Genomic DNA, 17,449 nt, shown 5'->3' with positions numbered 1-17,449 from the left:
GCCACCCTCGTCGACGAGCCCGGGAGCTCGCGCTCGCGACGCGCCGGATGCTCGCGACGGTCAGGCGCGATGTCGGGGCATCCGACGCGCCATGAACCGCATTCCCCGGCGGCCGTCATTCCCCCGGCACCTCGGTGGCGGACTCCGTGAACCGCAGCACCGCTTGCACCGGTTCGTGGTCGGATGCCGCGGCGCCGTCGAAGCGCACGGCATTGATTCCCGTGCGCAGCACCTCGACACCCGGACCCGCGAGGATGAGGTCGATGCGCTTGCCGCCGACCCGGCGACGCCGGTAGTTCGAGAATGTGCCCCACTGCGGCCCGATGCGCTCCTCGGCGACATCCCACGCGTCGCGGAGCACGCCGTCGCCCTCGAGCCGCCGATGCACGACCGAACCGGCGGCGGCGTTGAGGTCGCCCATGACCACGAACCCGGCGTCGGGATCGGCGGCGTGCTCGGCCAGCACGAGGTCATGGATCATGAGGGCCGCTGCGTTCCGCGAGCGACGGGAGACGTGGTCGAAGTGGGTGTTGAAGACGATGAGACGACGGTCGGTCGCGACATCCGTGAAGTGGGCGGACACGACGATCCTCGGCACGAAGTTGCCCCAGGTGCGGGACCCGGGTGTGTCGGGCGTCGCGGAGAGCGCGCGCTGGTGCCACCTCGAGAGCGTCAACCGCTGCGTGTCGTAGAAGATCGCGCAGCGCTCGCCCTCTCCGGACGCGTTGCGCCCATGCCCGACCCAGTCGTAGTGCGGGCCGAGCGACTCGGCGACGAAGTGCACCTGGTCGGCGAAGGCCTCCTGCACGCCGAGCACCGTTGGCTGCTCCGCGGCGAGGATGCGCCGCAGCAGCCACTTGCGCCGGTCCCACCGGTCGGGACTCCCGGGTCGCAGGTTCCGGAAGCGCCGGCGCACGTTGTACGTCATCACGTGCACGTCGGGCGCCTCCACCTGCCCGATCAGCACCGGATCCGTCATTCGTCCAGCGTACGACCGCCCGGCGCCGCGAGCGTGACGAGACAGAGCTCGGGTTCGACGAAGGGCAGGAGGTCGGCGCGGCGGTCGGACCCGCGCGTCAGCAGGAGCTGCTCGATGACCCCCCGGTGCACCGAGCACACCACTTGCGGGTGGTCGCGTGCGGCGTCCCGGAACGGGCACGCGCGAAGCCTGATCTCGTCGTCACCGGCGACGAGCGGCTCGAAGCCGAGGTCGTCGAGCACGCGCACGAGCGTGTCGACGCCGCTCGCGTCGCCGGTGTCGGCGTCGGAGTCGGGCTCCGCGTCTGGCCGCGGAGGCGCCAGCGCGTCGGCCCACCGATGCCCGGCCTCGATCGACCGGGCCCGCCCGTCGGGGCGCTCGGCGAGTGCCGCGGCGAGCACCTCGATGAGCTGCTCCCGGCTGTCCTCCTCGGGGCCCGACGTCGCGACGTAGCGGATGCGCGGCCGGCCGCGGCGCGGTTCGGCGCCGACCTGGCGTCGCACGAGGTGCGCGGTCTCCAATTGGTAGAGGTGGAACCGCACCGTGGTCACGTGCAGCCCGAGCTCCGCAGCGATGGTGAGGGCGTCGACCGGGTGCGCCGAGCGGGCGATCGCGTCGAGCACCTGCCGCCGCGGACGCGAGGCGAGCGCCGCGTGCACGTCGCCACGGACCGATTCACGGGGCATCCGCTGGCTCCCGAAGGCGGATCGTCTCGAACTCGCTACCGGAGCGGCCCTGCATCCGCCGGCTGATCGAGCCCGCGATGCGTTCGGCCTGGAGCTTCGCGAGTTCGGCCTTCTCTCCGCTGAAGTGCTCGTCGACGGTGCCGACCCAGAGCTGCAACCAGCGCTCGAAGTGCTCGGGGCGAAGTGGATGCCTCGCGTTCAGCGCGAGGTGGACCTGCAGGGCATTGCGCCGGTAGAGGCCGGCGTTGAAGAGCACCGTCTCCCAGAAGTCGCACATGATGGGCATGTGGTGGTCGAGGTCCATCTTCGCGACGTCGGTGAAGATCCGGCCGATCAGCGGGTCGGCGAACGCGCGCCGGTAGAACTCGCCGACGAGGCTGCTGATGTCGGCTCGATATTGGAGGTCACGCGTCATACTTCGACGCTATCCGATTAAACCGGATAGTGTTGCGGTTAAGTCGACAATTGGACGGAGAGCGGGCAGTGACGGTTCGGAAGGCATCCCTCATCGCGCTCGACGCGGTCGACTCGGGCACGGTCGAGCCTCCGTCCGTCGATCCCGTGGACCGCGTCGACCGCATCGGGCGCGGGGGGTTCGCACTCGGCGTCGCACTCGTCATCGTCGGCGGCCTGGTGGCCGCCGTCACCGACCCGCTCGAGCTCGCGAAGGGCAGCTGGCTCGCCGCCTATCTCGTGCTCGTGGCGGGGGTCACGCAGTGCGGCCTCGCCATGCAGCATCGAGTGCTCCGAGCGACGGATGCCTCGGCCGGCCGCCTGCGAACGACGCTCGTCGGCTGGAATGCCGGGAACGCGCTCGTCATCATGGGCACGCTCGCCGCGGCGCCCGTCGTGGTCGACGTCGGAGGCATCCTGCTGCTGGCCGTGCTCGTCGCCGCACTGGCCGCGACGTGGAAGCATGCGGCTCCCGCACGGGCGGTGCTCGCCCGGGTCGTGCTCGGCGCCCTGATCGTCAGCATCCCGATCGGCCTCACGCTCGCCCACCTGCGGGCGGTGGGCTGACCGTGAACCGGGTGGACCACGCGACCGGACCGGCCGACCTCGCAGGCGAGCGCCGCGTCATCCGGCCGAAGATCCCCTACGTCGGCACCCCGGTGTTCCTCGTCGCGACAGGGAACTCCGACGGCTCGGCCAACCTCGCACCCGCCTCGTCGTACTGGGCACTCGGGCAGATGCTCGTGCTCGGTCTCGAGACCGACGGGCAGACGATCGAGAACCTGCGGGAGCGACCCGAGCTCACGGTGAACTTCCCGTCGGGCTCGCACTGGGAGGCGGTCGAGCGCCTCGCCGCGCTGACGGCGCGTGATCCCGTGCCGCCCGCGAAGGCCGACCGCTACCGGTTCGAACCCGAGAAGTTCGCGGCGGCCGGGCTGCACACCGAGGCATCCGACCTCGTGGCACCACCGCGCGTGCGGGAGTGCGCGCTGCAATTCGAGGCGAAGGTGCGCCGCATGACGCCCGGATGGAGCGACGACTACGTGCTCGTCGAGGCGGAGGTCGTGCGCGTGCACGCCGCCGCCGGCATCGTCGCCGAGGGCGACCACATCGACCCACGAGCATGGCAGCCCCTCATCTACAGCTTCAAGCACTACTTCGACCTCGGCGAGGAGCTCGGCTGGACGAGGTCGAGCCCGACGGCCCCGGCGGTGTCGGATGCCCGCTGAGTTCGGCGGCGACGCGGTGTGCTGGCTCGGACGGGTTTGCCCCGAGTGCGGCGCGATGACCGAGGGCGCACCGGATGCCGCGAGCCGGCCATGCTGGCGATGCGGCGCGGTGCCGGCGGAACAGGAGACCGATGATGCGTGACCTCGGTGAGTTGCTCGGGATCGAACGGCCGATCGTGCTCGGACCATTCGGCGGTCTCTCGTCGATCGAGCTCACCGCTGCGGTCAGCGAACGGGGCGGACTCGGCTCCTACGGGCTCTACGGGTACGACCCCGAGCGGATCCGCCAGATGGCCTCTGCGCTGCGCGCCGTCACGGATCGTCCGTTCGCGCTCAACCTCTGGCTCGCGCACGACGAGGTGGAACAGGTGTCCTCCGCCGACTTCGACCGCTCCGCGCAGGCCCTGCGGCCGTTCTTCGACGAGCTCGGGCTCGAGGTCCCCGAGCGACCCGACCGGTACCTTCCGTCATTCGAGGCGCAGTTCGACGCCGTGCTCGAGGCGCGGCCGGCGGTCGTGAGCTTCGTGTTCGGCGTTCCATCGCGAGCGGTCGTCGACGCGGCCCACGAGCGGGGCATCGTCGTGGTCGGCACCGCGACGAGCGTCGACGAGGCGGTCGCGCTCGAACGCGGCGGCGTCGACGCGGTCGTGGCGACCGGGGCGGAGGCAGGTGGTCACCGCGTGTCGTTCCTGCGCCCGGCCGAGGAATCGCTCGTCGGCACCGTCGCCCTCGTGCCGCAGGTGGCCGACGCGGTGACCCTGCCCGTGATCGCGGCCGGCGGGATCGCCGACCGGCGCGGGGTCGCCGCCGCCTTCGCGCTCGGCGCCTCGGGGGTGCAGGTCGGCACGGCGTTCCTGCGCACCGAGCAGTCGGCCACGACCGACGCGCACCGACGGGCGATCACGCAGGCGCCGGCCCACGGTACCGTGCTGACGCGAGCCATGAGCGGACGTCTCGCACGGGGCATCCCGAACCGCGCCGTTCGCACGATCGAGGGTGGGGGAGTGGTCGCCCCGTTCCCCGTTCAGAACTGGCTCACCGGGCGCTTCCGTGCCGAGGCGGTTCGTCGCGGCGTCGGCGAGCTGCAGTCGCTCTGGGCCGGCCAGGCCGCAGCGCTCTCGCGCGAGTCCGACGCAGACGCGGTGTTCGACGAACTCGCCGCCGGGTTGCCCGCCTAGTCTGGACCCGTGAGCGACCTGCACAGCTACGAGCCGCGACTGGGTCACGGCCTCGCGCACGATCCGCTCAACCTGATCGTCGCGCCGCGTCCCATCGGCTGGATCTCGTCGCTCGCGGCCGACGGCTCACGCAACCTCGCGCCGTACAGCTTCTTCAACCTCTTCAACTACCGCCCGCCGATCATCGGCTTCTCGAGCCTGCGCTGGAAGGACTCGGTCGCGAACATCGCCGAGACGCGGGAGTTCGTGTGGAACCTCGCGACCCGCCCTCTCGCGGAGGCGGTCAACGCCACGTCCGCTGAGGTGCCCGGCGTCGTCGACGAGTTCGAGCTCGCCGCGCTCGAGGCGGCGCCGTCGTCGCTCGTCGCGCCGCCGCGGGTCGCCGCGACCCCGGTCGCGTTCGAGTGCCGGGTGGCGGCGATCCACCGACTGACGGATGCCTCGGGGCGAGACCTCGACGCCTGGCTCGTGCTCGGCGAGGCCGTCATGATCCACATCCGGCGCGACCTCGTGGCGAGCGGCACCTACGACACCGTGGCCGGCGAGCCGATCCTCCGTGGCGGGGGACCGGCCGACTACTTCACGATCAGCGAGGGCGCGCGGTTCCGGATGCGGCGCCCCGGGGCATCTGTCAGCTGAGCGATGTCGCGATGGCGTCTAGAGGCGGTCCATCGCGCGCAGCACGTCGTCGGCGGAGCCCAGTGCGCCGTCGCTCCCAGCACGAGTCCCGGCCTGGTCGGGCATCGTCTGCGCGTGCTCCCGCCGGCCGAACACGAACCACACGCCGCGCGCCGGCACGGTGCCGTGGTTGGAGTAGAGATGCGGCCGCACGGCGTCGAAGTGCACCGAGTCGCCGGCGTGGAGGATGTGCGTGTCGCGGTGCTGGCGTTCGACTTCTCGAACATCCGCTACATGACGGCGACGCACATCGGCACATGGGCGATGGACGGGGATCGCCGAGGGCGTGGCGCCGACCGGCGCCGCGTCACTCGACGGTGGGGGCGGGAATGCGGTGGTCGAGAGCGCGGGACTCCGCCAGGAAGTAGGTCATGGCAAAGCCGGCGAGCAGGGAGCCGAGTCCGCCCCAGAGCAGGTCTCCGAGCGAGTCCACATAGCCCACGTAGATCTCGCCGTCGATGAAGGCATGGCCGAACCACTCGAAGAACTCCCAGAGCACCCCGAGCGACAGGCCGATCGCGGTGTTCACCACGACGGCCGAGAGGGTCGGGCTCGGGAGGGTCCGGTGATCGGCCACGACCTGGAGCCGCACGAGCAGGATGTAGACCAGTGCGGCGAAGAGCCCGTTCGTGAGGAGGTGCATCGGGAGGTCCCACCAGCGGGTCGTGAGGTAGATCCCGAGCACGCTGCTCCAGGTGGACGCGAACACGGCGACGCCGAAGGCGATGTCGAAGCTCGGACGGAGGCCGAGCAGCCGCGGCACGAGCATGACGGCGGTCGCCGACACGAAGCTCACCGCCGAGAGCGGGCCCCAGCCGACGCCCGCGACGATGATGCTGATGACGGCCAGCACGCGGATCACGTCGGCAAGCACCTCGGCGGGCCCGGTGGGGGCGCGCAGCAACGTCCGGATCATGACAGCAGACTAGTCGGACGGCCGACCGATCAGTCTCGCAGGTACTCCCGCAGGTTGTCGGGCAGCCCGAGCACGACCGTGTGGTCGTCGTGCGACACGGCCAGCCCGCGTTCGTTGAGTGACAGACTCCAGCCGTGGAGCTCGACCCGGCGCCGCACGGTCTCGATGAGCGCCTTGCGCCGCTCGGCGGTGTCCTGTGGCTCGATGTTCGTCTCGAGGATCAGCTCGAAGTTGAGATCGTCGGTCGACAACGTCCCCAACTCCTCCAGGCGCGCCTCGACCCCGAGGACGACGGGCGCCAGGTAGAGGTCGGTCATGTCGTGCGGTCGTTCAGCCACGAGGTCCCCTCCAACATCTCGGTCGCGTCGATGCGATCGTCACGCCTCACACTAGCCACGGTGCGCGGTCGGTGGCCAGTGCAAGCCCGGGCCGGTCGCCCGGGTCGTTGAGCCCGACCCGCGTCAGCGTGCGGCATCCGGCGCCGTCGGCGTCCGCTCGCCGACCGTGAGCAGGAGGTGCGACGGGTTGATCGCCTCGACGGCGTGCGGCACCCGCGCGCCGATGTGGATGACGCCACCTGATCGCAGGTCGATGCGCTCGCCGCCGACCTCGAGCGCCACGCGGCCGTCGAGCACCGACACCAGCAGGGGCGCCTGCGCGAGATGCTCCTTCATCACGGTGCCCGCGTCCATCGAGAGGCGCACCACACTCGCCCCCGGTCCCTTGTGGATGCGCGTCGAGCGCACCGCGCCGGGTTCGATCGGCAGGGCGTCGAGCAGCGCGGCCAGATCCGTCGCGATGACGGTGTGCGTGGCGTCGGCCATAGGGTTCCTCCGGGTGATCTCGGGCGGTCGGTCGTCCGTCCCGCTCATTCTCCCCGTTCGATCGGGGGTACGGTGTGAGGATGGGCCACGGGAGCGTTCCCGACACGTGGGAGCAGGGCCGCACGTACGAGCAGTACGTCGGTCGCTGGAGCCGCGCGATCGCCCCCAGGTTCCTCGACTGGCTGCGTGTGCCGCGAGGCCGGCGCTGGCTCGACGTGGGGTGCGGCACGGGCGTGCTGTCGGCCGCGATCCTCGAGCGGTGCGGGCCCGCGAGCGTCGACGGCGTCGAGCCCTCCGAAGGGTTCCTGGAGACTGCCGTGGCACAGCTGGGAAGCCGGGTCACCTTCCACCGCGCCGTCGCATCGTCCCTGCCGATCGACGACGCGTCGATGGACGCCGTGGTGGCGGGCCTCGTGCTCAACTTCGTACCCGATCTCGACGACGCGCTCTCGGAGATGACGCGTGTGGCGGTCGACGGCGGCGTGGTAGCCGCGTACGTCTGGGACTACGCCGACCGGATGGAGCTCATGCGCCGGTTCTGGGACGCCGCGACCGATCTCGATCCCGCGGCGGCGACGCTCGACGAGGGAGCCCGCTTCCCCGACTGCACGCCCGAGGCCCTGACCTGGCGGTTCGCGAGCGCCGGGCTCCTCGACATCGCGACCACGGGTATCGAGATCCCGACGGTGTTCGCGGACTTCGACGACTACTGGACTCCCTTCCTCGGTGGCCAGGGACCGGCCCCGTCGTACGTGATGTCGCTCGACGAGACCGCCCGGGGACGCCTGAGGGAACACCTCCGCGAGTCCGTGCCTGCCCGGCCCGACGGATCGATCGCGCTCGTCGCGCGGGCGTGGGCGGTGCGCGGCGACGTCGCTCGCTGAGGCGCCGCGCCGTCAGTCGCTACGCGGCGGGCTCCGCGTCGCGCTCCGGCAGCTTCCACCCGGGCCGCACGTAGTGGCACGTGTAGCCGTTCGGGTAGCGCTCCAGGTAGTCCTGGTGCTCGGGCTCCGCCTCCCAGAACGGGCCGGCGGGGGAGACCTCGGTTGTGGCGGGCCCCGGCCACAGCCCCGAGGCGTCGACGTCGGCGATGGTCTCGTACGCCGTCACCTCCTGCTCGGGCGTGGTCGGGAAGATCGCCGAGCGATAGCTCGTGCCGATGTCGTTGCCCTGCCGGTTCCTCGTCGACGGGTCGTGGATCTGGAAGAAGAACTCCAGCAGGTCGCGGAACGACTCCTTCGAGGGGTCGAACACGATCTCGAGGGCCTCGGCGTGCGTGCCGTGGTTGCGGTACGTCGCGTTCGGGACCTCGCCGCCCGTGTATCCGACGCGGGTGTCGATGACACCGGGGCGCCTGCGGATCAGGTCCTCCATGCCCCAGAAACAACCGCCGGCGAGCACGGCGGTCTCGGTGCCGGGGATCCGGGTGATCTCACCTTGGTTCGTCATGATGCGTCCTCCTTCTCGGATGCCGCGGCATCCGTCATCGTTTCCGGGAACAGCGAGCGGTACTCGCCGTAGCCCTGCGCCTCGAGTTCGGCGATTGGCACGAATCGCAATGCTGCCGAGTTCATGCAGTAGCGAAGCCCGCCGGCCTCGACGGGGCCGTCGTCGAAGACGTGGCCGAGGTGGCTGTCGGCGCCGGCCGAGCGCACCTCGACGCGCTTCATGAACAGCGAGCGGTCGACGTGCTCGTTGACCGCGCCGGGCTCGATCGGCCTGGTGAAGCTCGGCCAGCCCGACCGGCTGTCGTACTTGTCGGTCGAGGCGAACAGCGGCTGCCCCGAGACGACGTCGACGTAGATCCCGGTCTCGTGGTGGTTCCAGTACTCGTTGCGGAAGGCCGGCTCGGTTCCGTCCTCCTGGGTGACCTGGTACTGCTTCGGCGAGAGACGGGCGATCGCCTCGGGAGTCCTGCGGTAGTCCTGTGACACTTCGTTCCTCCTTCGTGGGCGCCGCTGGCTGCGGCGCCTCGACGCTCGGCTCGCGTGATCGCGGAACCGCGGCGTCATCAGAGAGAACCGGCGAAGCCGCCGTGCTGTTCCGCGTCATGCCGCCGCCGGCTGTGACTTCGCTGTGAGGACGCCGTCGGCGTCCCGACGTACGATGGGATTGCGTCGGCCGGGGCGCTTCGGAAGGAGCAGCACTGGCCACCACCTGGCATCCCATCCTCGCCGCGACGGAGCCCGAACCGGGGTGCTGGCGCCTCGTCGACAGCATGGGTCGCGAGTACGGCTCGGTCACGATCGTGCGCGTCGACGGCGTGGTGCGCTACCGTGCCGAGTTCGCCGGCCGGCTCCTCGGCTGGGGCACCACGCTTCGCGGTGCCTGCGAACGCGTGCACCAGGCATTCGTGCGCTCCCACGGTCCTCGCGAGTGGCCCGGGTACCCGGATTTCCGAATGCGTTGAGGGCGACGAGAACCTGAGGAATCATCCCGTTTTGGATGACATTCACAGGATCATGTGAGGGGTTGTACAGAACCTCTCGACAGACTGGCGACTTCGCCCGGGCGCCCCCGCGTCCGTGGAACGTCGAGTCCAGGATCGTCGAGCGCGAGTTCGCCGGTTCGCCCCGTGAAAGTCATGCAGAACCGATCTGAATCCTCCAACCCGAACACCTCCAATCCGAACACCTCCATCGACGCAGTGAAGCCCGACGCCCCCGGCCGTCGGGTCCGGCGCAGGCCGTCGGGCCGGCATAGGGGAGCGATCCTCGCGGCCGGCGCCGTCACCGCGATCGGCGCCATGGTCGGCACGGGCTTCGCCGTGCAGGGCGCCGTCGCCGCCCAGAACGACCGGGTCGCCGAGACCCGGGCCCTCACCGAGGCGACCGACCTCAACGTCGACCAGCTCGACGCGCACGGCGGCATCCTCGCCGCCCGTGCGGTCAAGCAGGCCGAGGACACGCTGAGCGGTGCGAACGACACGATCGCCGCCGCGCAGGGGAAGGTGGATGCCGCGCAGCTCGCCTCCTCGGTCGCCGCACTGTCCGACTACCGTCTGCTCGCCCCCGAGCGGGTGTTCGAGCTCGTCGACACGACGACGTACCACGTCCACACCGTGAGCGCGGCCGTCGCCGAAGCCGATCGGCTCGCCGCAGAGGCGGCAGCCAAGGCGGCTGCGGAGGCCGCTGCCGCGAAGGCGGCGGCGGAGGCAGCAGCCGCGGAAGAGGCGTCCTCGTCCTCCGCCGTCTCCCGCCCCGGCGCGCCCGCCAACCCGACCGAGGCGCAGGCGATCGCCCGCGAAATGCTCGCCCAGCGTGGTTGGGGCGACGACCAGTTCGGATGCCTCGTGGAGCTCTGGAACCGCGAGTCGGGGTGGAACGTCTACGCGTCCAGCCCGAGCGGCGCCTACGGCATCCCGCAGGCCCTGCCGGGCAGCAAGATGTCCACGGCCGGTGCCGACTGGGAGACCAGCGCGGCCACCCAGATCACCTGGGGCCTCGGCTACATCGCCTCTCGCTACGGCACGCCATGCGGCGCGTGGGACGCCTTCAACTCGCAGGGCTGGTACTGATCGAACCCACCCGCGGAGGCGGGGACGGCTGACGCCGTCCCCGCCTCCGTCGTCTCCGGGCGAATCCGGCGGGCGGCCGCATCGGGCGGTCCGGTGCTCGAGCGACCCGGTGTCAAGCGCCTGCACGCGACATCCGGCGCTCGATAGCCTGACGCCATGTCGGAACAGACGCAACCGCGGCGGGGTGGCCCGTTCGCGGGCATCGTCGCCCTGGGCAAGCGCGCGACGGCGTGGGCGCTCGCACGGAAGCCCGTGCGTGCGGTGCTGCTCTACCAGGAGCACCACGGCCCGATGCTCGCCGACAGCGTGACGTATCGCACGCTGTTCTCGGTGTTCGCGGGCATGTTCCTCGGCTTCGCCATCGGCGGCATCTGGCTCTCGGGCAACCCCGACGCGATGGACGCCCTCGTCGCCACGATCGGCACGGCGATACCCGGACTCGTCGGCGAGGGCGGCGTCATCGACACCGACGACCTCATCCAGCCGATCACGCTCAGCGTGGCCGGCCTGGTCGGCCTCATCGGACTCGTCGGTGCGGCCATCGGCGCCGTCGGATCGCTGCGCAAGGCGTTCCGTGAGCTCGGCGACAAGTCCGACGAGCACACGTTCTTCCTCTGGCTGCTCCTGCGCGATCTCGCCCTCGCCGTGGCCTTCGGCGCCTCGCTCGCAGTGGCGGCGGCCGTGACCTTCTTCAGCACGACGGCGCTCGGCGCGCTGTTCGACTGGCTCGGCATCCCGACGCACGACCCTGCCTACGATCTCGCGACGCGCGCGGTGTCGATCATCGTGATCTTCGCCATCGACACGCTCGTCATTTCCGGCATGTTCCTCATGCTGTCGGGCTTGCGGCCGAGTGCCCGCTCGCTGTGGACGGGAGCGCTGCTGGGCGGGGTCGGGCTCGCGGTGCTGCAACTGCTCTCGAGCCTCTTCGTGGGCGGCGCGTCGAGCAATCCGCTGCTCGCGTCGTTCGGCTCGCTCATCGCCCTGCTGCTCTGGTTCAACCTCTCGAGCCAGGTGATCCTGATCGCCGGGGCCTACATCATCACGGGCGTCGACGAGGAGCGCGACCGGGTGGCGGCGCGGTTCGGCGCGCCGACGCCGGCGGTCCGGCGCATGCGCCGGGCTGAACGGCGAGCCACGGATGCTGCAGCCGAACTCGCGGCGGTGCGTGAGGCGGTCGCCGAGGAGCAGGCCGACACCCCGGCCGGGGCCTGACGCGGGGCGGCGGGCGCGCGACCGCGTGGTCGCGCGCCCGGTCGCGGCTCAGAGCGCGGTGTCGCGCCCGGCGGGCGGGTAGTCACGGTCCTCCTCGACGATCTCCACGACCTCGACGTCGTCGTCGTCGAGGTCGTTCTCGTCGAGGACCTCCTCGACCGCCTCGTACTCCTCCTTGGGCAACTCCGCGCTCAACGGCAGCTCGGAGTCGGTGTACTCGCCTTCGAACGGGTCTCCGGGACGCAGTGCGTCGGACATGGCTCCTCCGATCGTCAGGGCCGATCCGCGGTCGCGGCGGCCTCGGCCCACGCTACGGCGGCGCCATCGGGTACCACAGGGGATTGACGTTCCGAAGCGGGCGGGGTAGCGCCGCACTTCAGCAATGGGGTGGTCAGGTGGAACGGCAGGTTCGAGACGACGTTCGACGGCCGCGGCATCCGGCACGACACTTCCGGCGCGGCATCCGGCCCGCCAGAATGGGCGGATGGCCACCGTGCTGCAGGTCGTGCGAACCGTCGTCGCCCCGCTCACGCGGACTCGGGTGTTCCGGGCCGTGGGCCCGCTGGTGCTGCCGCCGGTGGAACGCGTGCTTGCGCGGGCGACCGGCGGGCGCGTGCAGCTCAGCGGGTTGCTCGTGCCGTCGCTCGTGCTCCATTCCACGGGCGCGCGAACGGGACTCGAGCGCGACACGTACCTGATGTACACGCCCGACGGGCACGGCCGTGCGATCGTCGCGGGCACGTCGTTCGCGCAGGAGCGGCATCCGGCGTGGACCTACAACCTGCTCGCGCATCCCGATGCGGCCATCACCGTGCGCGGCCGGCGGATGCCGGTGCGGGCGACCCGCATCCGCGGCGAGGAACGCGAGCGGGCGTGGGCGCGCATCGAGGCGCAGTGGCCGGGCTACCGTGCCTACGAGCGCGACTCGGGCCGCGAGGTGCGCCTGTTCCGGCTGCAGCCGCTGGCCGATCCGCATCACGTGTCGATGTGACGCGGCCGGCCAGCGCGCACTGCCGCGTTCAGGCCGTGTTCGGCTCGATGCGCGCCCCGGCCTCGAGCAGCAACCGGACCGCGGTGCGGATGCCGGTGCTCTCCGCCATCGACCGACGGTAGGCGACGCTGATGTCGCGCACCTGGCTGTGGTCTGCCAGTGGGCGGGCGACGACTCCGTCGGGCAGCTCGGAGCGACCGAGGCGCGGCACGAGCGCGATCGTGACTCCCTGACGCGCGAGCTCGACGAGCGAGCCGAAGTCGGGATCCTCCGCGACGATGCGCGGCACGGTGCCGAGGTCGGCGAAGATCCGCATGAGCGCCTCGTGGCATATCTGGCCGCGAGGGGTGCTCGCCCACAGTTCGTCGACGAGGTCGGCGCGTCGGATCTCGGCGTGCCGGGCGAGCGGATGCCGCGTCGAGAGCACGACGTCGGCCTCGTCGCGGCACACATGTTCGGTGACGACGTGCGCCGGGGTGACGAGTGGCACCGAGTTCCAGTTGTGCACGATGGCGAGGTCGGCGACGCCGGGCGCGACCAGGTCCATGGCGTCGATGGGGTCCATGCCCGTCACCGTGGCCGACACGGGCGGTTCCGTCTCCTGCAGGCGTCGGAGCACTGGTCCGAGGAGGCCACGCGTGGCGGTGGAGAAGGACGCGATGCGCAGCGGCGCACTCGCTCTCGACGTGCCCGCGCCGAGCGCCTCGAGTCGTTCGAGGCGGTCGAGCAGTTCGCGGCCCTCGCCTGCGAGCGCGCGCCCCCGCTGCGTGAGGAGCACGCCGCGGCCGCGCCGCTCGAGCGCCGGTGTCGCGGGCCTCGTGATCGCGCCGTTCAGCGAGGCGGGCCTCTCGGGCCTCTTCGGATTCGGCACCCTCGCCGTGCTCTGGCTCGCGACGGGATGGGCAGCCTACCGGGCGATCCGTCAGGGCGACGTCGCGAGTCACCGCGCATGGATGATGCGGAACTTCGCGCTCACGTACGCCGCCGTGACCCTCCGGCTCTGGCTCGGTGTGCTCATCGGCGCAGGCCCTGCCCGGCGGCGCGTTCGACCTCGAGGCGGCGTTCGCGAACGCCTACGCCGTGGTGCCCTTCCTCGCGTGGCTGCCGAACCTCGTGGTCGTCGAATGGCTCATCCGGCGCAGGGGCCTTCCCGCGTTCCGCCTGGTGCAGACAGGTGAGGCGGACTCACCGCTGCGGGGCTAGGCTTCGGGACATGTGCAGGAACATCCACCCCCTCCACAACTTCGAGCCGGCGGCCACCAGCGACGAGGTGTACGCGGCGGCCCTCCAGTACGTGCGCAAGGTGAGCGGCGCCACGAAGCCGTCGAAGGCGAACCAGGCCGCGTTCGAGCGCGCCGTCGCCGAGGTCGCGCACATCACGCAGCACCTCCTCGACGAGCTCGTCACGGCGGCCCCGCCGAAGGACCGCGAGGTCGAGGCGGCCAAGGCGCGTGCTCGGGCCGCGCGGCGCTACGCGACCGTGTGACGGCACCACGCGCCGGGTGACGGCCGCCCGCTCCGCGCGGCCGTCGAGCCGTCGTCGGGGGGAGAGGGTACCGTCGCACCATGGCCGGTGATGCAACCACGCTCTCTGTCCCGGGTCCGCACGGCGTACGCGACGTGCGGATCTCCTCGCCGACCCGGGTGCTCTGGCCCGAGGTGGGCGTCACCAAGCTCGAGCTCGCCGAGTACCTCGTCGCCGTGGGCGAAGCGTTCATCGAGGCGAACGGCGATCGTCCCGTCTCCCTCCAACGGTTCCCCGGTGGCGTCGACGGCGAGCAGTTCTTCTCGAAGAACCCGCCCAAGGGCGCACCCGAGTGGGTGCGATCGGTCACGGTCACGTACCCGAGCGGCCGGCGGCATCCGCAACTCGTGCTCGACGAGCCGGCCGCCGCGGTGTGGGCCGCGCAGATGAACACCGTGGTGTTCCATCCGTGGGCGTCCCGCGCGGGGAACACCGACAACCCCGACCAGCTCCGGGTCGACCTCGATCCGCAGCCCGGCACCGGGTTCGCCCACGCGGTGCCGGCCGCGTACGCGCTGCGCGACCTGCTCGGCGAGGTCGGGCTCGCCGGCTACGTGAAGACGTCGGGCAACCGCGGCATCCACGTGTTCGCGGCCATCGAGCCCGAGCACGAGTTCCTCGATGTCCGGCACGCCGTCATCGCGCTCGCGCGGGAGCTCGAGCGCCGCATGCCGGCCGAGCTCACGACGGCATGGTGGAAGGAGGAGCGCGGCGACCGCATCTTCATCGATTACAACCAGGCCAACCGCGACCGCACGATGGCCGGCGCCTACAGCCCGCGCCCTCTCCCGCACGCGCCTGTGTCATGTCCGCTCGCGTGGGAGGAGCTCGACGGTGCCGACCCCGCGGAGTTCACCGTCCGCACGGTGCCCGAGCGGCTGCGAGAGTCGGGAGATCCGTGGGCGGGCATGCACGATCGGCCCGGTCGGCTCGACACGCTGCTCGAGTGGTGGCAGCGCGACCTCGACGGCGGCCTGGGCGAGCTGCCGTTCCCGCCGGACTTCCCGAAGATGCCCGGTGAGCCGATGCGCGTGCAGCCCAGCCGAGCACGCACCCCAGACTGAGCGCACGCCGCGGCTCAGGTCGTGACGAGCAGTTTGCCGACGGTCTCGTGGGGCCGACGCCCCGGCTGCCGCGCCGACGTCGTCGAATCGGTACGCGTGCTGCACGGCGACGGTGAGTCGCGCCACGCGTCGCGATCAGCCGGTTCGGGTCTGCGCCTCGGTGTTCGGGGTCCGCGTGGCGCGGGCGAGCGTTGCCACGACGTCGAGCGCGATGGCCCCGGGCACGAACACGCCCGTGGCGCCCGCCGCGAGGTACCGGTGCGCACGAGCCACCGCCTCACGAGTGCGTTGCCGGACATCGGCCGGGCTGCCGACCCAGAACGGATCGGTCCGGGCGTTGAGGTACAGCCCGGGCGCCGCCGTCGAGATCGCGTGGACCTTGTGCGCGGCGAGTTCTGGATCGACGAGCCGGCCCTCGGCATCGGAGTCCTCGACGTTGACGCCCACGACGCCGAGGCCCGCGAGTCGCGCGGCGTACCGGCCGACGGCCCGAAGCCAGCTCGCGGAGGCGAGGTCCCGGGCGTTCGGCAGCACGAGCGGATCGCCCCGACGGTGCAGGGCGCGGAAGGTCGCCGGCGTCATCATGGGCGCAGTCCGTCCACCACGGCGGTCGCGATGGCGAGCGCCGGTCCGGGCGCCGGACACGCCCGGGCGCCAGCGCCGAACGCGGCGTCGGGATGCGCCGCAGCCGCACCGACGTCGCCCAAGATGAGGGCGGCGGTCGCGACGTGCGCCCGCACGAGGAGTTGCACGCGCAGCACGCCGTCGTCACGATGCTCACGCCGGCCGGGCGGCGGTGCGGCGGCGAGCAGCCGCACGAGGGCGGCGTCCGCGGCATCCGACGGGCCGCCCGCCGGGTAATGGTCTGCGAGCACGGCGACAGGCGGGACGCCGAGTCGGGAACGGCGAAGCCGAGCTGCTCCGCCAGACACGCGACGGGCATCTGCACGGCGACCGCGTCGGCTCCGGCGGGCGCCATGGCGCTCGTACGCGAGGAGGTGGCCGTCGCGAGGGCGCCCGTGTCGAGGGTCGAGAGGCGCTCCTCGGTGCGGCGGCGACGCGCGGCGTGCAGTGGCCCGTTCACGAACCGCGAGGCCTCAGCACCGCACCTTCACGATCGCCTCGCCCCGCGGCTTGCCGATGCGCTCGTGGCCGAGGGGGCCATCGCGCCGCTGGAAGCGGGGGAGCCGGGTCGTCTCCGGCACCTCGGCGGGGAGCTCGCGGAGCGCCCGCGATTGCGCGAGGTCGACACGGCCGCCGGCCGGCGTCCCGCCCTGCGCTGATGCCTCGACTGGACGGGCGCCCACCTCCTCGACACGCTGGTCGCCGAGGGCTGGGTCGCGTGCGTGCCCGGGGATCGGTCGCTGCGTGACCGATGCCGGACGCGAGGCATTCGCGGCGCTCGAATGAGCGCCCGGCGTCGAGCGGCTCAGATCGAGACGCGCCCGCGTCCGTGCGTCGGGGCGCCGTGCAGCTGCCGGTGCAGCCGCTCCATGCGCGCGTCGAGGTCGGCGGCCGTGTGTGCGGCATCCGTCAACTCCTCGAGCAGTTCCGCGGGCACCCGCCGGTCGTACTTGTAGTAGATCTTGTGCTCGAGGCTCGCCCAGAAGTCCATCGCGATCGTGCGGATCTGCACTTCGACGGCCACCGGGTGCGCCCCGGTCGACAGGAACACGGGCACCTCGACGATGACGTGCAGGCTCTGGTAGCCGTTCTCCTTCGGCTCGGCGATGTAGTCCTTGGTCTTCAGCACCCGGATGTCGCGCTGGGTCGTGAGCAGCTCGGCGAGTCGGTACGCGTCGGTGACGAAGCTGCACGTGACTCGCACGCCCGCGATGTCGGTGATGGTCTCGCGGATCGACTCGAGCGTCGGCTCGATGCCCTTGCGCTGCATCTTCGCGATGACGCTGTCGAGGCTCTTGAGCCGACTCGAGATGTGCTCGATGGGGTTGTGGTCGTGGTCGAGGCTGAACTCCTCCCGGAGGATGGACAGCTTCGTGACGACCTCGTCCATGCCGAACTTGTAGCGCAGCATGAAGCGCTCGGTCTCGTCGCGGAGGGCGCGCATCTCGTCGAGCGTGTGCCCGTCGATCGCCTCGAGGGTGCGCTGGGCGCGCGCCGTGAGCATGTGGGGCGCGTCGCCGCGCCGGGTCGCCGGGATGCCGTCGAGCGGAGTCACGTAGGCCACGCTACG

At 71.5% G+C, this 17,449-nt stretch carries 27 protein-coding genes and 1 pseudogene; 13 read left to right on the top strand and 15 right to left on the bottom strand.

Annotated features, from left to right (window positions below; all coding sequences use genetic code 11):
• Window positions 1-115 precede the first annotated feature (115 nt).
• Genes IEX31_RS02185 through IEX31_RS02175 form a run of 3 tightly spaced genes read right to left on the bottom strand, consistent with a single transcriptional unit; the run spans window position 116 to window position 2,080 of the window.
• Entirely contained in the window at window positions 116-979 is an 864-nt protein-coding gene (locus IEX31_RS02185; protein WP_188741769.1) for an endonuclease/exonuclease/phosphatase family protein, read from the bottom strand.
• On the bottom strand, window positions 976-1,665 hold the full coding sequence (locus IEX31_RS02180; RefSeq protein ID WP_188741768.1) for a helix-turn-helix transcriptional regulator: 690 nt from the start codon (window positions 1,663-1,665) through the stop codon (window positions 976-978). The genes IEX31_RS02185 and IEX31_RS02180 overlap by 4 nt, the downstream gene beginning before the upstream one ends.
• Window positions 1,655-2,080 carry a group III truncated hemoglobin gene (locus tag IEX31_RS02175; RefSeq protein ID WP_188741767.1) on the bottom strand — a complete coding sequence of 142 codons (426 nt, stop codon included), beginning with the start codon at window positions 2,078-2,080 and terminating at the stop codon, window positions 1,655-1,657. The genes IEX31_RS02180 and IEX31_RS02175 overlap by 11 nt, the downstream gene beginning before the upstream one ends.
• Window positions 2,081-2,148: 68 nt before the next feature.
• Between IEX31_RS02175 and IEX31_RS02170 the strand changes: the two genes are divergently transcribed.
• The 4 genes from IEX31_RS02170 (at window position 2,149) to IEX31_RS02155 (ending at window position 5,164) form a co-directional block, all read left to right on the top strand.
• Complete coding sequence (locus IEX31_RS02170; protein ID WP_229662034.1) at window positions 2,149-2,685, top strand: hypothetical protein; 537 nt, start codon at window positions 2,149-2,151, stop codon at window positions 2,683-2,685.
• 11 nt (window positions 2,686-2,696) lie between these two features.
• Complete coding sequence (locus IEX31_RS02165) at window positions 2,697-3,347, top strand: flavin reductase family protein (RefSeq protein WP_188741766.1); 651 nt, start codon at window positions 2,697-2,699, stop codon at window positions 3,345-3,347.
• Window positions 3,348-3,478: 131 nt separating this feature from the next.
• On the top strand, window positions 3,479-4,525 hold the full coding sequence (locus IEX31_RS02160) for an NAD(P)H-dependent flavin oxidoreductase (protein ID WP_229662033.1): 1,047 nt from the start codon (window positions 3,479-3,481) through the stop codon (window positions 4,523-4,525).
• 9 nt (window positions 4,526-4,534) lie between these two features.
• Window positions 4,535-5,164 carry a flavin reductase family protein gene (locus tag IEX31_RS02155; protein ID WP_188741764.1) on the top strand — a complete coding sequence of 210 codons (630 nt, stop codon included), beginning with the start codon at window positions 4,535-4,537 and terminating at the stop codon, window positions 5,162-5,164.
• An 18-nt stretch (window positions 5,165-5,182) separates the two neighbouring features.
• Here the strand turns inward: IEX31_RS02155 and IEX31_RS18645 are convergent, their stop codons facing one another.
• From IEX31_RS18645 to IEX31_RS02135, 4 genes are all read right to left on the bottom strand, one after another.
• Window positions 5,183-5,452 (bottom strand): cupin domain-containing protein, encoded by a 270-nt coding sequence (locus IEX31_RS18645; RefSeq protein WP_229662032.1) that lies wholly within the window; start codon window positions 5,450-5,452, stop codon window positions 5,183-5,185.
• A gap of 58 nt (window positions 5,453-5,510) precedes the next feature.
• Complete coding sequence (locus tag IEX31_RS02145; RefSeq protein WP_188741763.1) at window positions 5,511-6,119, bottom strand: DUF2238 domain-containing protein; 609 nt, start codon at window positions 6,117-6,119, stop codon at window positions 5,511-5,513.
• A 29-nt stretch (window positions 6,120-6,148) separates the two neighbouring features.
• Complete coding sequence (locus tag IEX31_RS02140; RefSeq protein ID WP_188741762.1) at window positions 6,149-6,457, bottom strand: hypothetical protein; 309 nt, start codon at window positions 6,455-6,457, stop codon at window positions 6,149-6,151.
• Between the two features lie 123 nt (window positions 6,458-6,580).
• Window positions 6,581-6,943: a cupin domain-containing protein gene (locus tag IEX31_RS02135; RefSeq protein ID WP_188741761.1), complete on the bottom strand. Its 363-nt coding sequence runs from the start codon at window positions 6,941-6,943 to the stop codon at window positions 6,581-6,583.
• A gap of 80 nt (window positions 6,944-7,023) precedes the next feature.
• Between IEX31_RS02135 and IEX31_RS02130 the strand changes: the two genes are divergently transcribed.
• The gene (locus IEX31_RS02130; RefSeq protein WP_188741760.1) at window positions 7,024-7,827 is read left to right on the top strand and encodes a class I SAM-dependent methyltransferase; all 804 of its coding nucleotides are present in this window, start codon (window positions 7,024-7,026) and stop codon (window positions 7,825-7,827) included.
• Between the two features lie 19 nt (window positions 7,828-7,846).
• On the opposite strand, the gene msrA is transcribed toward IEX31_RS02130, so the two are convergent.
• Together msrA and msrB are read right to left on the bottom strand one after the other, a co-directional pair.
• On the bottom strand, window positions 7,847-8,392 hold the full coding sequence (msrA, locus tag IEX31_RS02125) for a peptide-methionine (S)-S-oxide reductase MsrA (RefSeq protein ID WP_188741759.1): 546 nt from the start codon (window positions 8,390-8,392) through the stop codon (window positions 7,847-7,849).
• Window positions 8,389-8,877: a peptide-methionine (R)-S-oxide reductase MsrB gene (msrB, locus tag IEX31_RS02120; protein ID WP_188741758.1), complete on the bottom strand. Its 489-nt coding sequence runs from the start codon at window positions 8,875-8,877 to the stop codon at window positions 8,389-8,391. The genes msrA and msrB overlap by 4 nt, the downstream gene beginning before the upstream one ends.
• Before the next feature lie 284 nt (window positions 8,878-9,161).
• Here msrB and IEX31_RS02115 point away from each other — a divergent pair, with 284 nt between their 5' ends.
• The 3 genes from IEX31_RS02115 (at window position 9,162) to IEX31_RS02105 (ending at window position 11,675) form a co-directional block, all read left to right on the top strand.
• A complete protein-coding gene (locus tag IEX31_RS02115; protein ID WP_229662031.1) occupies window positions 9,162-9,353 on the top strand; it encodes a hypothetical protein in 192 nt (63 codons plus the stop codon).
• Window positions 9,354-9,527: 174 nt separating this feature from the next.
• Window positions 9,528-10,460, top strand: coding sequence for an aggregation-promoting factor C-terminal-like domain-containing protein (locus IEX31_RS02110; RefSeq protein WP_188741757.1), 933 nt, complete (start codon window positions 9,528-9,530; stop codon window positions 10,458-10,460).
• A gap of 156 nt (window positions 10,461-10,616) precedes the next feature.
• Window positions 10,617-11,675 (top strand): YihY/virulence factor BrkB family protein, encoded by a 1,059-nt coding sequence (locus tag IEX31_RS02105; RefSeq protein WP_188741756.1) that lies wholly within the window; start codon window positions 10,617-10,619, stop codon window positions 11,673-11,675.
• Window positions 11,676-11,723: 48 nt separating this feature from the next.
• Here the strand turns inward: IEX31_RS02105 and IEX31_RS02100 are convergent, their stop codons facing one another.
• Window positions 11,724-11,933, bottom strand: coding sequence for a hypothetical protein (locus tag IEX31_RS02100; RefSeq protein ID WP_188741755.1), 210 nt, complete (start codon window positions 11,931-11,933; stop codon window positions 11,724-11,726).
• Between the two features lie 226 nt (window positions 11,934-12,159).
• Between IEX31_RS02100 and IEX31_RS02095 the strand changes: the two genes are divergently transcribed.
• A complete protein-coding gene (locus IEX31_RS02095; protein WP_188741754.1) occupies window positions 12,160-12,666 on the top strand; it encodes a nitroreductase/quinone reductase family protein in 507 nt (168 codons plus the stop codon).
• Between the two features lie 28 nt (window positions 12,667-12,694).
• Here the strand turns inward: IEX31_RS02095 and IEX31_RS18640 are convergent, their stop codons facing one another.
• On the bottom strand, window positions 12,695-13,537 hold the full coding sequence (locus tag IEX31_RS18640; protein WP_229662030.1) for a LysR substrate-binding domain-containing protein: 843 nt from the start codon (window positions 13,535-13,537) through the stop codon (window positions 12,695-12,697).
• Between IEX31_RS18640 and IEX31_RS18635 the strand changes: the two are divergent.
• The 4 genes and pseudogenes from IEX31_RS18635 to ligD form a co-directional block, all read left to right on the top strand.
• Window positions 13,485-13,625 (top strand): annotated as a pseudogene (locus tag IEX31_RS18635) (DUF2306 domain-containing protein); the annotation flags it as partial. The gene IEX31_RS18640 and the pseudogene IEX31_RS18635 overlap by 53 nt on opposite strands.
• Window positions 13,626-13,674: 49 nt before the next feature.
• Window positions 13,675-13,869: a hypothetical protein gene (locus tag IEX31_RS18630; RefSeq protein ID WP_229662055.1), complete on the top strand. Its 195-nt coding sequence runs from the start codon at window positions 13,675-13,677 to the stop codon at window positions 13,867-13,869.
• Between the two features lie 10 nt (window positions 13,870-13,879).
• Entirely contained in the window at window positions 13,880-14,152 is a 273-nt protein-coding gene (locus IEX31_RS02085; protein ID WP_188741753.1) for a DUF2277 domain-containing protein, read from the top strand.
• An 80-nt stretch (window positions 14,153-14,232) separates the two neighbouring features.
• Window positions 14,233-15,255, top strand: coding sequence for a non-homologous end-joining DNA ligase (ligD, locus tag IEX31_RS02080; protein WP_188741752.1), 1,023 nt, complete (start codon window positions 14,233-14,235; stop codon window positions 15,253-15,255).
• A 135-nt stretch (window positions 15,256-15,390) separates the two neighbouring features.
• On the opposite strand, the gene IEX31_RS02075 is transcribed toward ligD, so the two are convergent.
• From IEX31_RS02075 to IEX31_RS02060, 4 genes are all read right to left on the bottom strand, one after another.
• The gene (locus IEX31_RS02075; RefSeq protein WP_229662029.1) at window positions 15,391-15,840 is read right to left on the bottom strand and encodes an isocitrate lyase/phosphoenolpyruvate mutase family protein; all 450 of its coding nucleotides are present in this window, start codon (window positions 15,838-15,840) and stop codon (window positions 15,391-15,393) included.
• Entirely contained in the window at window positions 15,837-16,130 is a 294-nt protein-coding gene (locus IEX31_RS02070) for a hypothetical protein (RefSeq protein WP_188741751.1), read from the bottom strand. The genes IEX31_RS02075 and IEX31_RS02070 overlap by 4 nt, the downstream gene beginning before the upstream one ends.
• A gap of 222 nt (window positions 16,131-16,352) precedes the next feature.
• The gene (locus IEX31_RS02065; RefSeq protein WP_188741750.1) at window positions 16,353-16,562 is read right to left on the bottom strand and encodes a hypothetical protein; all 210 of its coding nucleotides are present in this window, start codon (window positions 16,560-16,562) and stop codon (window positions 16,353-16,355) included.
• 122 nt (window positions 16,563-16,684) lie between these two features.
• The gene (locus IEX31_RS02060; RefSeq protein ID WP_373285491.1) at window positions 16,685-17,323 is read right to left on the bottom strand and encodes a GTP pyrophosphokinase; all 639 of its coding nucleotides are present in this window, start codon (window positions 17,321-17,323) and stop codon (window positions 16,685-16,687) included.
• Between the last annotated feature and the right edge of the window lie 126 nt (window positions 17,324-17,449).

Source organism: Agromyces bauzanensis (assembly GCF_014645655.1).
Classification (GTDB): Bacteria; Actinomycetota; Actinomycetes; order Actinomycetales; family Microbacteriaceae; genus Agromyces; species Agromyces bauzanensis.
This window is presented reverse-complemented; position numbering and strand designations above follow the sequence as displayed.